The sequence below is a fragment of the Collinsella sp. AM34-10 genome, assembly GCF_003469185.1.
GTDB lineage: Bacteria > Actinomycetota > Coriobacteriia > Coriobacteriales > Coriobacteriaceae > Collinsella.
Genome location: NZ_QSIL01000006.1, coordinates 128,353 through 141,949, shown reverse-complemented (window position 1 = coordinate 141,949; position 13,597 = coordinate 128,353). Strand labels below are relative to the sequence as shown.

Below are 13,597 nucleotides of genomic sequence, written 5' to 3'. Positions count from 1 at the left end.
GCGCGCGGGATGTATCAGTCTGAGCTAGCGCTGGATAAGAACATAGAGCAAAATACTCAGCGCGATGAGCAAGATACCCGCGATGTTAAACATCAGCGTGGCAAAGTCGCCCACGATAGGGCGCTCGACATAGCTCTTGTCTGGGCTGCTGGGGTTGTAGTGCACAGTCATTTGGCTGCCGAGGGGCCAAAGCTGCTCTGCGAGAGTATCTAGGCGTGCGATGGGTCCTGTCTGTACGTGCAACCAGCCCTTGGCGTCTTCGTACGCCGCGCTTTGCGTGCGGACGGGGAGTCCCGACAAGCTTTTGGTCTTTACGCCGCGGAATTGTTTTCTCACGTGGTACTGCGTGCCGTCGACGGTGTACTCCAAAACGGGATACATCCTGCCTTCGCCCATAAAGCGGTGGTCAATGACCGTTCCCATGATCATAGCGGTGCAGGCCTTGGCTTTCCTGCGGGCGGCGGCTTTCATGAGCGTGCTCATTCCGATAAGCAGGATGCCGATGCCTCCAACCGAGATGAGCGCGAGCAGGGATATCTGCGACGTGGCCACGGCGTTCTCCTTTGGCGCGATACCGTCATATGTGACTCAGTATAGGGAATCCTGCCATCGATGAGTGCATGGTCATGCGGCTAAAGTGTCTTGACGGCTCGATGGGTTCGCCATTTGCGCCTTCTCCGGTCCATACAAAAAGCTGTACGTCAGCATTCAAAGATGTCAAAAAATGTTGACTTTGGATGTTGACGTACATGTTTTGGAGTGGATGAAAGGTTAGGGTGGCGACTTTGGAATAGGGCAGGCGCTCCTATATCCACTCGATGATGCCGCTTTCATCGTGCTCGCCGCGCCGCCGATTTGTCGGCCTTTGCCGCGTTAGAGGTACCTTGCCGCGAACTTCTCGATGTCGGCGTTGCTTGCGTTGTTGAGAATGCCGCCGTCAACGATCTTTGCGCCTGGAGCGCTTGCCCTAAGGACCGACGCCGTTTTGCCCATTCCGCTTCCGCCCGAGGTGGCAAACAGGACGACCGTTTTGCCCGTCAGGTCGTAAGACTCAAGGAATGTGTTGATAATCGCCGGCGCCACGTACCACCAGATGGGGAAGCCCAAAAAGATGGTGTCGTAGTCTTCGATGTGCTCGACTCTGGAGGTTATGGCAGGGCGGCAGGAGGGGTCGGCGGCCTCGCGCGTGCTGCGGCTCTGTTTGTCGCGCCAGTTAAGGTCGGCGCTTGTGTATGGATTGGCGGGCACAATGGCGAACAGGTCGCTGTCCGTCACGCGAGCCAAGTGGTTTGCAACGTCCATCGTGGTTCCCGATGCGCTGAAATATGCCACAAGTGCCTTAGTCATTGGAGTTCCTTTCGTTGCTGCGGTTTAGGCTTTATGGTGAGGCAGTATTTGGTGCCATGGTGAGGTGCTATTAAGTGCCGCCTCATGGCCGCGATACCGAGCGGCTTGAACAGCATCCGGTTGAGGCGTTGCGTAGCCGATAGATGAGATAGTCAAGGCATTCGAGCTTCTGTTGCCCCGCGTGTATATCGTTGAGCAATTCGCGGCGATGCCGTTTTAGTAGGCAAATGCGCGCACAGTCGCTGGCAGCAGTGCCGTATAGCTCGATAAACTCTTCGCTGCAACCGGCGTCGCGTAGGCCGTCGATGATGTTGTCGTCCATGGCATCACTTTGCGATTTTGACTTTGGTGGTGCCGGCAAGTGGTTTTTCGCCGGGACGGGCCTTGGGGCCAACGAGCGCGTGCGGTTGATAGAGCTCTTCGAGGAAGTCGATCTCGGCGGGGGAGAGCGTTATGTCGAGCGCAGCCACGGCGTCGTCGACGCGCTCAGGCTTGGAGCAGCCCACGATGGGGGCCGCTACGCCACGTGCCCAGTGCCATGCCAGCGCAATCTGCGACATCGGCACGTCGTGATCGGCGGCAATCTTGGCCACTCGCTCAATGACGGGCATGTCGATGACGCGGTCATGGTCATACTTGTTGGCCATGGTCGTGTCGGTGGTGCCGCGTGTACTCGAGCTTTCCCACGTGGGACGGCAGAGGTGCCCCGACGCCATGGGGCTGTATGGCGTAAGGGCCATGTCAAACTGGCGGCACACCGGGATCATCTCCCGTTCGTCCTCTCGGTACAGCAGGTTGTAGTGGCACTGCATGCTCGTAAAGGGCGTCCATCCGTGGTCGCGCGCGACGATCTGCAGGTTGTGCAGCTGGTAAGCATACATGGCGCTGGCGCCGAGTGCGCGAACTTTGCCCTCGCGTACCAGGTCATTGAGTGCTCCCATGGTCTCTTCCATGGGAACGTCGTAATCGAAGCGGTGAATGATGTAGAGGTCAAGGTAATCGGTGCCCAAGCGCTTGAGCGAGCCTTCGATCTCGCGTTTGATGGCGTCGGCGGAAAGGCCGCCCTCGTTGAAGTGAACCTTGCTAGCCAGCACGACGCTCTCACGAGCAATGCCCAGATTGCGCAGGGCGGCGCCAATGTACTCTTCGCTCGTGCCAAAGCTGTAGCAGTTCGCGGTATCGATAAAGTTGATTCCGGTGTCGAGTGCGCGTTTGATGACGGCGCGTGTGTCGTCGGGTCCGATGGTCCACTGATGAAAGTCGGGGCTGGGCTCGCCAAAGCTCATGCCTCCCAGGCAGAGTTTAGAGACTTTAATGCCGGAATGGCCAAGGGTTGTGTACTGCATGATGCTCCTATTTCTGGTTCTCAACGTCGGGGTGCCAGGCGGCATATTGCGCAAGCTTCTCGGGCGTGCGCTCATAGAAGGGTTCCCGCGATCGAGGGTAGCCATGGCGGTCATGTCGCTGTCCGTGAGCTCGAAGTCGAAGACATCGATGTTGTCGGCGATGTGCGTCGGATTCTTGGAGCCTGGAATGACGATATTTCCCTCTTGGATATGCCAACGCATAATGATTTGAGCAGGCGTTTTGCCATACTTGACAGCGAGGTCGCGCACGACGGGCTCGTTCATGATGCTGCTGTTACCGCGCCCGCCGAGCGGGTACCACGCCTGCAACGCAATGTCGTGCTGGGCGAGCAGTTTCTTCAGTTCGGTTTGCGGGAAATACGGATGGCACTCGACCTGAATAAGGTATGGAACGATCTCGCAATTTGCGAGAAGCTTCTCGATTTCGTTCTCGTCGAAATTGGAGATTCCGATGGAGCGGAGCTTGCCTTCCTTGTACGCGATCTCAAGCTTCTCATAGCCCGCCAAGTAGTCGCCTGCGGGTTGGTGCAGAATCATGAGGTCGATGTAAGGTGTGTTCAGACGCTCGAGCGTTTCGCTGACGGCGGTGTCGCTGTTGTAAAAATAGGGCCAGAGCTTGGTTTCGAGAAACACGTTTTCGCGCGGCGAGTCTGATTCGCGCACGCCACGACCCACTGCTCGCTCATTCACGTATGCATTGGCAGTGTCGATGAGCTCATACCCCATGCCGAGTGCGGAGGTAACCGACGATTGGGCATCGTCGGGTTTAAGCAGATACGTGCCAAGTCCTAGCTGGGGGATTTTGATGCCGTTATTGAGTGTGATGTATTCCATGCGCTTCCTTTCTCGATGGTTCTCTTCTGTAACGATAGTTTCGAGATTTGATAATGTATATTGCCTATAGCAACTAGCTAGATATACGGATTATGTATGTGAAACGAATTGGACCGAATGAGGTTCTCCGTTGTGCACGAAGGAGCAAGCATGGAGCTGCGAACGCTGCGTTATTTTCTTGCTGTGGCCCGCGAGGAAAACATGACCGAAGCTGCTAACGTGCTACATGTGACGCAGCCCACGCTCTCGCGCCAGATAGCCGATTTGGAACGCGAGCTGGGCGTGGAGCTGTTCGAGCGCACCAATCGATCGTGTGTACTCACGAGCGATGGCATGCGCTTGCGCCAGCGTGCCGAGGAGATTGTCTTGCTGGTGGAACAGACCGAGCTAGAGTTGGCGGATCGGGAGCTCGGCATTGCGGGCGTTATCCGCATTGGCGCCGGCGAAACCAAATCGATGCGGCTGGTGCTTGATGCCTTTGCAGAGCTGCATCGGAATTATCCCGGAGTGACGATTGAGCTCTACACCGGTAATGCCGATGCGGTGGAGGAGCGTTTGGAGCGTGGCCTGCTCGACTTTGCGTTGTTGCTGGAGCCCGTTAACGTCGAGAAATACGAATGGATTCGTATGCCCGAGGCGGATCGAGTCGGTGCTGTTGTTGCCGCGAGCGGTCCATGGGGCGGCCGGGACGTGCTGGCGCCTGCGGACGTGGCGAATATGCCGCTGCTGGTGAGTTCGCGCACCTCGAATCGAGCGCTGGACCTAGAAGCGTGGTCGAGTGGCGTCCTTAGCGTCGATGAACTCAACATCGTGGGGCATTTCGACCTGATCGGCAACGCGTCGCATCTGGTGCGTTCGGGCGCTGCGTGTGCGGTTAGCATTGGAAGCTTGCTGCAGATAGATGAAGACAGCGATCTGCGTTTTGTCCCATTTGAGCCGCCGCTTACCATTGCGTCGTATCTGGTATGGAAAAAATATCGCCTGCGTTCCCGCGCCTGCGAAGAGTTTCTGAACCGTTTGAATAGGATGTGACAAGGGGGCAGTCCCTTTGCCGCATTGATCTGAGAGTAGATGTTGATGATTCTATCGCTGGCCCCTATGGAGGGGATTACCGGGCATGTGTTCCGTCGCGTGCACGCGGAGTGCTTCGGTGCGCTCGATTGCTATTACACGCCGTTCTTGCCGCCGCCACGGGTGGGAAACCGCTTTGGTGGCAAGGCGTTTAAGGAGGTCGACCCTGTCAATAACCAGGGGCTCAACGTAGTGCCTCAGCTGATGTCCAAGAACGCGGACGAGTTTGTGTGGGCGGCACAGGTGCTCGCCGACATGGGTTATCGCGAGGTCAATCTCAACTTGGGTTGTCCTTCGGGAACGGTTGTCGCCAAGGGCAAGGGTTCGGGTTTCTTGCGCAATCTCGACGAGCTCGAGGTGTTCTTGAGCGACGTGTGCGAACGCTCGCCGTTGCCGGTGTCGGTCAAGACCAGGCTGGGGTTGGAAAGCGACGACGAATACGAGCGTGTGCTTGACCTCTATTGCCGCATGCCGCTGGCAGAGCTGATCGTGCATCCGCGCGTGCAAAAGGACCGCTATGCGGGTTCGCCGCGCAAAGAGTTTTACGGCGAGACGCTGGAGCGGGCGCCGTTCCCGGTGGCCTACAACGGCGACATCTTTGATCTTGAGGAGATGGATGCGCTGGTGGAGGCCTATCCCGGAACGCGTCACGTAATGTTGGGGCGCGGCTTGCTTGCGAACCCCGCGCTGGCTCGCATGGTTAAGGGCGGCCCTACTGCCACGGCTGCTGAGCTGCAGCGCTTCCACGACACGCTGTTTGCGGCATATGCGGAAGAGATTGGCGGCAATGCGGTCTTTCGCATGAAGGAGTGGTGGTTCTACGCCAAATGCGCCTTCGCCAATCCCGCTAACGTTCACAAGATCGTGCGCAAGACCAAAAAGGTCGACGAATACCGCGCCGCCGTCGAGCGCGTCTTTCGCGAGCAGCCACTTGCACCCATAGCCCGCTTCCACAGCTAGTTGGTCGTTGGGGACGTTCTTTAACGACTAGTCATTTAAGAACGTCCCCAATGGCCGTGTTGCACTAGAGCAGGTTCTCCTGTACCCACGCGATGATGTCGCTCGACTCGTAGAGTGGCTTGCCGTCGATGAACAGGCAGGGAACCTGGCGTTTTCCGCCGACGGCGATGAGCGTCTGCTCGGCAACGGGGTCGGTCGAGATATCGCGCTCGGGAATGGTCACGCCGTTATCGGCCAAAAAGCGCTTGACCTTTATGCAATACGGGCAGCCGGTCATAACGTAGAGCACGAGCTCATGATTAGTAGCCATAGGTCTCCAATCGGTTGCGGTTTCGATTGAAATACCCAAAGCCGCCGCAATCTATGCGCGGGCCAGCGACGACTCGATGGCCTGTACCAGAAACGCCGTGGCTCCGGCGCCGCAGGGCTTGTCGTAGTAGTCAATAAAGCGCTGGTCGGCAAGATAGTCGTGGGCGAGGCCCAGGTACGCTTCGTTCTGGGGTTCGCGTCCCCAGTTGAGACCAATCCAACGACGATGCATCGCGACGAGCTTGCGAGCCTCGCTTCCATCCGCATCGCCGTCGCCCATGGCAATCGAGAGCTGACCCAAAATAGCGCGTTCAAGTTCCTTCATGTCGTTCCATGTCTCGGGGTCCATGTCCAGCAGCGCTTCGTTTGCTGCATCGATAGCCTCATCGCCATAGCGCGCCCGAGCCTCGGCGCCGTAGCGTTCCTCGTTTTCCTGCACGGTGCGCCAGCGCTCCAGTTGCGGCAGGACGGCGCCCATGAGCGAGACGGCTTCGTCGAGTGACAGGCCGGTGTTTTGCGCCAGGCGCGGGGCACAGTCCTCGATCATTGCCTCCATCGTGGTGTCGTAGGTGTACTGGCCGTGGTCGTAGCACCACTTGCAGTAATGGTCGGTCGCGGCGCCCGTGGCATCGGTGCCGCAGTCGTCGGGCGTGAGTATCATGCCGCAGCTCTGGCAATAGCGCTCGGGCATTTCGAGCAGATGAGACAGGGGCTCGCCGGTCACAGCGGCGATGAGCTTCATCATGTCGATGCCCGGTGTGACCTCGCCACGCTCCCAACGGCTGACGGCTTGGCGTGTGACGAAGAGCTTGGCGGCGAGCTGCTCTTGGGTAAGGTGATGGGCGCGACGGACGGCGATGAGCTTTTCTGCAAAGGCCATAACGGCTCCTTTCTGCTGGTTGATGGCTTAAGCATACGCGGCAGCAGGCGCCCTTCCAAGCAACCGTTGGTTGCACGACGGGGGACCGCGGCGAAGAATTGCACGCAACGCCCCACACCTCCATGCCGTACAATGACCGGCATGGAACCTATCGCACACATACATACCGACCTGCCGCAGAAGTTCGGCATTCCGCGCAACAGCTTTTTGGCGCCTCATCTGCAGGGACACATCGTCTTTGAGCCGGAATTTGCCTCCAATGCAGCGGTTGAGGGCCTGGACTCCTTCTCTCACCTATGGCTGTTGTGGCGCTTCGAAAACGGAACGCCCGGCGGCACGGCAAACGACATAGCTGCCGATGCCAAGTCGCAGGACAGGTCTGGCACCAACGTCAAGTGGTCGAAGACCGTGCGCCCGCCGCGTCTGGGCGGAGCCGAGCGCGTGGGTGTCTTTGCCACGCGCAGTCCGTTTCGCCCTAATCCCATCGGGCTCACCTGCGTTAAGCTCGACCGCGTGGAGCTTACCGACGACGGCCCCATCATCCATGTGCTGGGGGCCGATCTGCGCGACGGCACGCCCATCTACGATATCAAGCCCTACATCCCGTTTGCGGACTGCCACCCGGATGCGACCGGCGGCTGGATTGAGGGTGCTCCGTGGCAAGAGCTCGATGTTGAGTTTCCACAAGCGCTGCAGGATATGGTCCCGCCCGCAAAGCTCCCCGGCTTGGTCGAGGTCCTTTGCCAAGATCCGCGCCGCGCGGGCAGCAAGCACGAGCCAAACCGCGTTTACCACTTAGCTTATGCTGGGCTCGACATATCTTTTACGGTCGATAAAACCCAGCTAACCGTAGTCGCCGTCAACGACGCGCAAGACTAACCAGCCATTCGTCTGAACCCGTCAAATTAAGCGCCAAACCCCATGTCAAAATCGCCCATGCTGGTGGACAATAACGCCTACCAAAATAGTCCGCTTTGCATGGGAGTTCAGCATGAAATACGACTTTAGCTCGCTTATCGACCGCCACGGCATGGATGCCATCGCCGTTGACTCTTGGGGCGAGATCCCCGGTATGGCTCCGAACGCACCCGACGAGGGCTTCGACCGCATTCCCATGTGGGTGGCCGACATGAACTTCGCCACGGTGCCCACGGTTCAGGAGTACATCATCAAGCGCGCTCAGCACCCCATGTTTGGCTACTTCAATCCGCGTCCCGAGTACTTCGACCGCATCATCGAATGGCAGAGCCGTCGCAACGGCGTTGAGGACTTGGCGCCGGAGCATATCGGCTACGAAAACGGCGTGCTGGGCGGTGTCGTGTCGACGCTACGCGCGTATGTCCAGCCAGGTGATGCGGTGCTAGTCCACAGCCCTACCTACATCGGCTTTACCAAGTCCATCGAGGCCGCGGGCTATCGTATTGTCCACAGCCCGCTTAAGCTCGACGACCAGGGCGTGTGGCGCATGGACTTTGAGGACATGGAGCGCAAGCTCGCCCAAAACTACATCCATGCCGCGGTGTTCTGCTCGCCGCACAATCCCTGCGGCCGCGTATGGGAGCGCGACGAGATCGAGCGCGCCATGGACATCTATCGCCAGCACGATTGCGTGGTGATCTCGGACGAGATTTGGTCCGATATCATCCTGCCGGGACACAAGCACATCCCGACGCAGTCGGTGAGCGAGGATGCCCGCATGCGCACGGTTGCCCTCTACGCGCCCAGCAAGACGTTCAACCTGGCGGGCCTGGTCGGCAGCTACCACATCATCTACAACGAGACGCTGCGCGACCGCGTGTGCGCCGTGTCCAACAAGACCCACTACAACGAGATGAACGTCCTCTCCATGCATGCGCTTATCGGTGCCTACCAGCCGCAGGGCTATGAGTGGGTTGATGAGCTCAACCAGGTGCTTGCCGGCAATATCGAGTACTTCTGCACGTATGCAGAAAAGCACTGGAAGGGCGTCGCGTTTTCGCGTCCGCAGGGCACGTACATGGTGTTTCTGGACTGCACCGAGTGGTGCCGCGAGCATGGCCGCGATATTCAGTGGTTGCTCGACGAGGGGGCGCGCGTGGGCGTGGGGTATCAGGACGGCCGCCCGTTCCACGGGCCCTGCCACATTCGCGTGAATCTGGCGCTGCCGCTTTCGCGCGTGAGGGAAGCGTGCGACCGCCTGGACCGCTACGTTTTTAATGCACGGTAAGCGTGCGCTGCATGTGGGGCCTTCTGCCAAGTTGGCTAGAAGGCCCCACATGGTAAAGCATCTGTAGCAATTGGGCGCAGACCTGCTGAGAGGCTTACTTTTCTTGAATCTGCTTGCCGCAAAGATGCTCAATCGTAATCTCGTAGAGCTGGACGCCCTTGATGTCTTTGGCGATTTCCTCTTCGACTTCCTCGGCAGAAGGGTAGTACTTAAGCGCGAGCTGGCGGACTTTGTCCTCGATAAACGCGGGGGTGTCATTCGCCAGGCGACAACGGCCAAAGACCACGGTACTCATAACGTAGGGAGCCCAGTCACCGTCCTGGTACCACTCGTTGCCGTAAACGGTAAAGCAGACCTTGTCATCGCGCTTGAGTGCGTCGACCTTGTGGCCAGCCTTGGCGCCATGGAAATAAATCTTGTCGTGCTCGTCGTCAAAGAAGTAGTTGACGGGAATGGCGTACGGGTAGCCATCGTCGCCGTTGACGGCAAAGACGCCGCGCTTGCAGGTAGCGAGCAGTTCGCGCGCTTCCTCGTCAGTGATGGCGCGTTTCTTTCGACGTAAGGGCCTAAACATCGTTGGTTTCCTTTCTGGTCGTGCGTGGTGGTTGAGCACAAACTATAGCGAAACGGATCCGTTTTTCTTGATGCGGGCGAGTATGTTTTTGAGCTTGTTAAAGTCGAGCGGTTTGGACAGATGGGCGTTCATGCCGGCATCGTGTGCCGCCTTGGCGTCCTCGGCAAAGGCGTTGGCGGTGAGCGCGATGATGGGGATATCGGCTGCATCGACCTTCTCGCTCAGACGAATCGCGCGGGTTGCCTCATAGCCGTCCATGCCCGGCATCATGATGTCCATCAGAATCGCATCGAAGCTGCCGGCGGGACGGCCAACGTATAGGTCGACCGCTTCGTTGCCATCGGCGGCGCGAGTTACGACAATGCCTTCGCTTTCGAGCAGCGTCTGGGCAATCTCGGCATTCAATTCGTTGTCTTCGGCGAGCAACACGTTCATGTCGGCGAGCGAGCAGTCGAGCACCCCCTCGACCGTATCTGCCCGCGCCTGAGGGTTCTTGTCGATATCGAGCGGAATCTGGACGTTGAACGTACTCCCCACGCCAACCTCACTCGAAATCTCAATCGTACCGCCCATCAGTTCAATAAGCGACTTGACGATTGGCATGCCCATGCCGGTTCCTTGGAACTTGCTGCGCGCATCGTCACCTTCTTGGGCAAACGGTTCATAGATATGCTTTAAAAACTCGGGAGCCATGCCAATGCCGGTATCCGAAACGCTAAAGCAAAAGAGCGCGCGCCCATCATCGAGTGGCTTGGTCTTTGAACTAAAGGTGACGGAGCCGCCGCGCTTGTTGTACTTAATGCTGTTGTCTAACAGGTTGATTATGATCTGTCGGATATGGGTGGGACTGCCGATCATGTATGGCCCCGTGGCGTACGGCAGACTATTGTCCTGCATTGTGATGCCGTTATCGGATGCGCGGAGCTTGCACAGCACCAGCGTATCGTCACAGAGCTCTTTGAGGTTAAAAGGCGCATGTTCCAGAGTTAGCTTGCGGTCTTCGATTTTGCCCATCTCGAGGATGTCGTTGATCAGCGAGAGTAGGTGATTGGCGGCAACACGCGCCTTGGCGCGGCTTTCGCGGGCGGCCTGCATGTCGCCGTCTTTCAATTCCTCAATTTCGATAAGACCCAGGATGCCGTTGAGTGGCGTACGGATGTCGTGGCTCATGCGCGTGAGGAATGCCGTCTTAGCGGCGTTGGCGGCATCGGCTTTCTGCTGTTCTTTCTGCGCGCGGTGAAGCGACCAGACAAGGATGACGATGCCGGTGAGCAAAATGCAGATGATGACTGCCGCAATGACGATGCGGTTGCGGTAGAGAAGTCGAAACGCATCCGATTCTTGCGCCGAGTACGATGTGGGGGAATAACTGCTTGCAGAGAGCGATTCGCCAGCATTGACGATGCCCTTATTAATGATTCCCAACAGCACGGGCTTGCCGCGCGAAATCAAACACGATAGCTGTGCCGTGTCGGTGAGCTCCTGTGTTTGGAAATCCTCGATATCGTAGGTGTCGCGGATGGTTTTCAAGCGCGTGCTGGGGACAATGATGCAACTTGCCTCCCCCTTATTGAGGGCTTCGCGTGCCTCGTTGTCATTCGGATACTCGGTTACCTTTGCGTCGGGGAATAGGTTTTCGAGCTCAAAACGGTTGACGATCGCGTCTGCTGTGCAAGCGATGTTCTTAAGGTCACTGTTCAGGTTGCTGCTGCTGTGAATGGCGGCTAGGGAAACCGTTCCCATCGGGTTTGACAGGATGACCCCTGCCTGCTCGGCAAGCCAGTAGTCGCGAAACAACGGTAGGGCGACATCGATGGTCCCTGTGGAAAGGGCTTTGGTCATTTGCTCGTTGTTCGAGAACGCTACTGTTGCAACCGTAATGCCAAACTTGTCGTGCAACGTCGTTGCAAGCGAGGCGAGCGACCCTTCCATTTCGCCGTCGTCATTTTGCGTGCAGTAGGGGAGTTTGTTTTTAAGATAGCCGATCGTGATGGTGTTGTCGTTTGCTTTGAGCCAGGAGCGCTCGGGGCCGGTGAGCGATGATGAGCCGCTGTTTTGGGCCGAGTAATTCGCCTTGACCTCGTCGTTATAACGTGGGTTGACGCGGGCGATTGCCGTCATGGCGGCATTGATATCGTTCATCAGGTCGGGGCGGCTTTTGGGGACGGCAAAATAGTAGTCACTCGAGCCAACGTAGAACATGGGCGACGCATCGGGCGACGAGATGGTGTCGTTCATGATGACGGCGTCGACTTCGTCGTTTGCGAGTGCGTCAAAGAGCATGGAGCCTCCGTCATACTCCCTGTATGTGCAGGTGATTCCTTCGTTGGCGAGCCACTGCTGGCCAACGAAGGTTTGCATAACACCGGAGTTGCAACCGATGGTAAGGCCCTGGAGCGCTTGGGGGTCACCCTTGGCCAGGTCGTCGCGATCGGGCTTGGCGTAGATGTAGTAGCGCTCGGTGCCCTCGGGGTTCGAGGAAAAGAGCAGCTTTTGGGTGCGTTCCTCGGAGTAGGAGATGTTGGGCATGAGGTCGATTTCGCCTGCCTCGAGCATGTCCATAAGCTCGGTGAAGGTGCCGGAGACGTATTCGTACCGCCAGCCGGGCGTGTAGTACGACAGGGTCTGGAGGTACTCGTAACCCCATCCCGATAGACGCTCGCCGGGGGTGCCGTCCTGGAAGCCCTCGTTGTTGACGAGCCAACCAACGCGGACCGTCTTGACTGGCTGGCTAGAGTCAGCGGCAAAAGCCTGGACAGGCGCGATAGAACTCAGCACGGCAAGCGCGGCGAGCACAATGGCCAGGGCGCGACATATAACTGAACGAAGGACAGTGGCAGCTCTCACATGCAATCCTAACGAATCGAGACATTACCGCATAAGGATACCAGCCCAGCCTGCCCAGGCGGCAGCTGGTAGTCATTGGGGACGTTCTTGTTTGACTAGTCATTTAAGAACGTCCCCAATGACTAGTTTCGTTTGCGGGAGAGGCGTGGGACAATACCGAGCGAATGTGATTGGACGTCTGAGAAAAGGGGTCGCGATGAAAAAGCTCAGGACGCTTGCTGATGTTTTGCGCCAGGCCGGTTTCGTGCGTATCACGGGCCTGTTCCTCATCTTCTATCTGCTGTGCTCGACGGCTGTCTGGCTGTCCGAGCCCACGACCCTTACGTTTGGCGATGGCCTCTGGTTTAGCTTTGAGACCGTCTCGACCATCGGCTTTGGCGATATCCCGGCCGAAACGCCGGTCGCCCGTGCTATTACCGTCGTCCTGAGCGTCATCAGCATCTTCTACATTGCCATGCTCACGGGTGTGGCGGTGAACTACTGCAATACGCTCATCAAGCTGCGCCAAAAGGACACCATGGCGCGCTTTATGGACGATCTGGAGCATTTGGAAGAGCTCGATCGCGACGAGCTTGCCGATCTTTCGCGTCGCGTGCGCGAGTATCGTCGACGCCAGCGCTAAGACGAACGTCGCGCGCCACAGCAGGGGGCAAATATGAACATCACCGTGTACCTGGGTGCCAACACTGGCAATGACCCGGCGTTTCTGCCCGCGGTGCAGGAGCTGGGCAACTGGATTGGCGCCAACGGGCACGCGCTGGTATACGGCGGGTCCAAATCGGGCCTGATGGGTGCGCTCGCCGATGGCGTACTCGAGGCGGGTGGACACGTGACGGGTGTTGAGCCGAGCTTTTTTATCGAGGCCGAGTTTCAACATGACGGTATCGACGACCTTATCGTGACGAGCGATATGGCGGAGCGCAAGGCCAAGATGATTGAGCTCGGCGATGCGTTCATTGCCTTTCCCGGTGGGACGGGCACGCTCGAGGAGATTGCCGAGGTCATGTCCGCGGTGTCGTTGGGGCACCTGAGTGCTCCGTGCATCCTGTATAACCTGGACGGTTACTACAACGACCTCAAGGCGCTGCTCGGGCACATGATTGATAAAGGGCTTTCGAGCCCAAGGCGTCAGCACGGCATCTACTTTGCCGACGATTTGCGCGAGATTGCCTCGATTATCAACGGATAAGCTTTGAGCCTGC

At 58.0% G+C, this 13,597-nt stretch carries 14 protein-coding genes; 6 read left to right on the top strand and 8 right to left on the bottom strand.

Annotated features, from left to right (window positions below):
* Window positions 1-24: 24 nt before the first annotated feature.
* The 4 genes from DW823_RS07175 to DW823_RS09860 all read right to left on the bottom strand — a co-directional run bounded on the left by DW823_RS07175 (window position 25) and on the right by DW823_RS09860 (window position 3,548).
* Entirely contained in the window at window positions 25-552 is a 528-nt protein-coding gene (locus DW823_RS07175; protein ID WP_118081413.1) for a DUF3592 domain-containing protein, read from the bottom strand.
* A gap of 321 nt (window positions 553-873) precedes the next feature.
* Complete coding sequence (locus tag DW823_RS07170; RefSeq protein WP_118081411.1) at window positions 874-1,347, bottom strand: flavodoxin; 474 nt, start codon at window positions 1,345-1,347, stop codon at window positions 874-876.
* Between the two features lie 82 nt (window positions 1,348-1,429).
* Entirely contained in the window at window positions 1,430-1,669 is a 240-nt protein-coding gene (locus tag DW823_RS09725) for a hypothetical protein (RefSeq protein ID WP_147350670.1), read from the bottom strand.
* A gap of 4 nt (window positions 1,670-1,673) precedes the next feature.
* Window positions 1,674-3,548, bottom strand: coding sequence for an aldo/keto reductase (locus DW823_RS09860; RefSeq protein ID WP_199574388.1), 1,875 nt, complete (start codon window positions 3,546-3,548; stop codon window positions 1,674-1,676).
* A 150-nt stretch (window positions 3,549-3,698) separates the two neighbouring features.
* On the opposite strand from DW823_RS09860, the gene DW823_RS07155 reads away from it, so the two are divergent.
* Window positions 3,699-4,580, top strand: a complete 882-nt coding sequence (locus DW823_RS07155) for a LysR family transcriptional regulator (RefSeq protein ID WP_118081406.1) — start codon at window positions 3,699-3,701, stop codon at window positions 4,578-4,580.
* Between the two features lie 45 nt (window positions 4,581-4,625).
* Window positions 4,626-5,579 (top strand): tRNA-dihydrouridine synthase, encoded by a 954-nt coding sequence (locus DW823_RS07150; RefSeq protein WP_118081449.1) that lies wholly within the window; start codon window positions 4,626-4,628, stop codon window positions 5,577-5,579.
* A gap of 64 nt (window positions 5,580-5,643) precedes the next feature.
* On the opposite strand, the gene DW823_RS07145 is transcribed toward DW823_RS07150, so the two are convergent.
* Both DW823_RS07145 and DW823_RS09820 read right to left on the bottom strand, forming a co-directional pair.
* Entirely contained in the window at window positions 5,644-5,889 is a 246-nt protein-coding gene (locus tag DW823_RS07145; protein WP_118081404.1) for a glutaredoxin, read from the bottom strand.
* 51 nt (window positions 5,890-5,940) lie between these two features.
* Complete coding sequence (locus tag DW823_RS09820) at window positions 5,941-6,768, bottom strand: TipAS antibiotic-recognition domain-containing protein (RefSeq protein WP_158567294.1); 828 nt, start codon at window positions 6,766-6,768, stop codon at window positions 5,941-5,943.
* Window positions 6,769-6,909: 141 nt separating this feature from the next.
* On the opposite strand from DW823_RS09820, the gene tsaA reads away from it, so the two are divergent.
* Together tsaA and DW823_RS07130 are read left to right on the top strand one after the other, a co-directional pair.
* Window positions 6,910-7,647, top strand: a complete 738-nt coding sequence (gene tsaA / locus DW823_RS07135; protein ID WP_233543038.1) for a tRNA (N6-threonylcarbamoyladenosine(37)-N6)-methyltransferase TrmO — start codon at window positions 6,910-6,912, stop codon at window positions 7,645-7,647.
* 112 nt (window positions 7,648-7,759) lie between these two features.
* Window positions 7,760-8,974, top strand: a complete 1,215-nt coding sequence (locus DW823_RS07130; protein WP_118081400.1) for a MalY/PatB family protein — start codon at window positions 7,760-7,762, stop codon at window positions 8,972-8,974.
* A gap of 94 nt (window positions 8,975-9,068) precedes the next feature.
* Here the strand turns inward: DW823_RS07130 and DW823_RS07125 are convergent, their stop codons facing one another.
* Both DW823_RS07125 and DW823_RS07120 read right to left on the bottom strand, forming a co-directional pair.
* On the bottom strand, window positions 9,069-9,548 hold the full coding sequence (locus DW823_RS07125; RefSeq protein WP_118081398.1) for a pyridoxamine 5'-phosphate oxidase family protein: 480 nt from the start codon (window positions 9,546-9,548) through the stop codon (window positions 9,069-9,071).
* 42 nt (window positions 9,549-9,590) lie between these two features.
* Complete coding sequence (locus DW823_RS07120) at window positions 9,591-12,395, bottom strand: transporter substrate-binding domain-containing protein (protein ID WP_158567293.1); 2,805 nt, start codon at window positions 12,393-12,395, stop codon at window positions 9,591-9,593.
* Window positions 12,396-12,591: 196 nt separating this feature from the next.
* On the opposite strand from DW823_RS07120, the gene DW823_RS09815 reads away from it, so the two are divergent.
* A complete protein-coding gene (locus DW823_RS09815; protein WP_158567292.1) occupies window positions 12,592-13,017 on the top strand; it encodes a potassium channel family protein in 426 nt (141 codons plus the stop codon).
* A 33-nt stretch (window positions 13,018-13,050) separates the two neighbouring features.
* Window positions 13,051-13,584 carry a TIGR00730 family Rossman fold protein gene (locus DW823_RS07110; RefSeq protein WP_118081393.1) on the top strand — a complete coding sequence of 178 codons (534 nt, stop codon included), beginning with the start codon at window positions 13,051-13,053 and terminating at the stop codon, window positions 13,582-13,584.
* The last annotated feature ends 13 nt before the right edge of the window (window positions 13,585-13,597 follow it).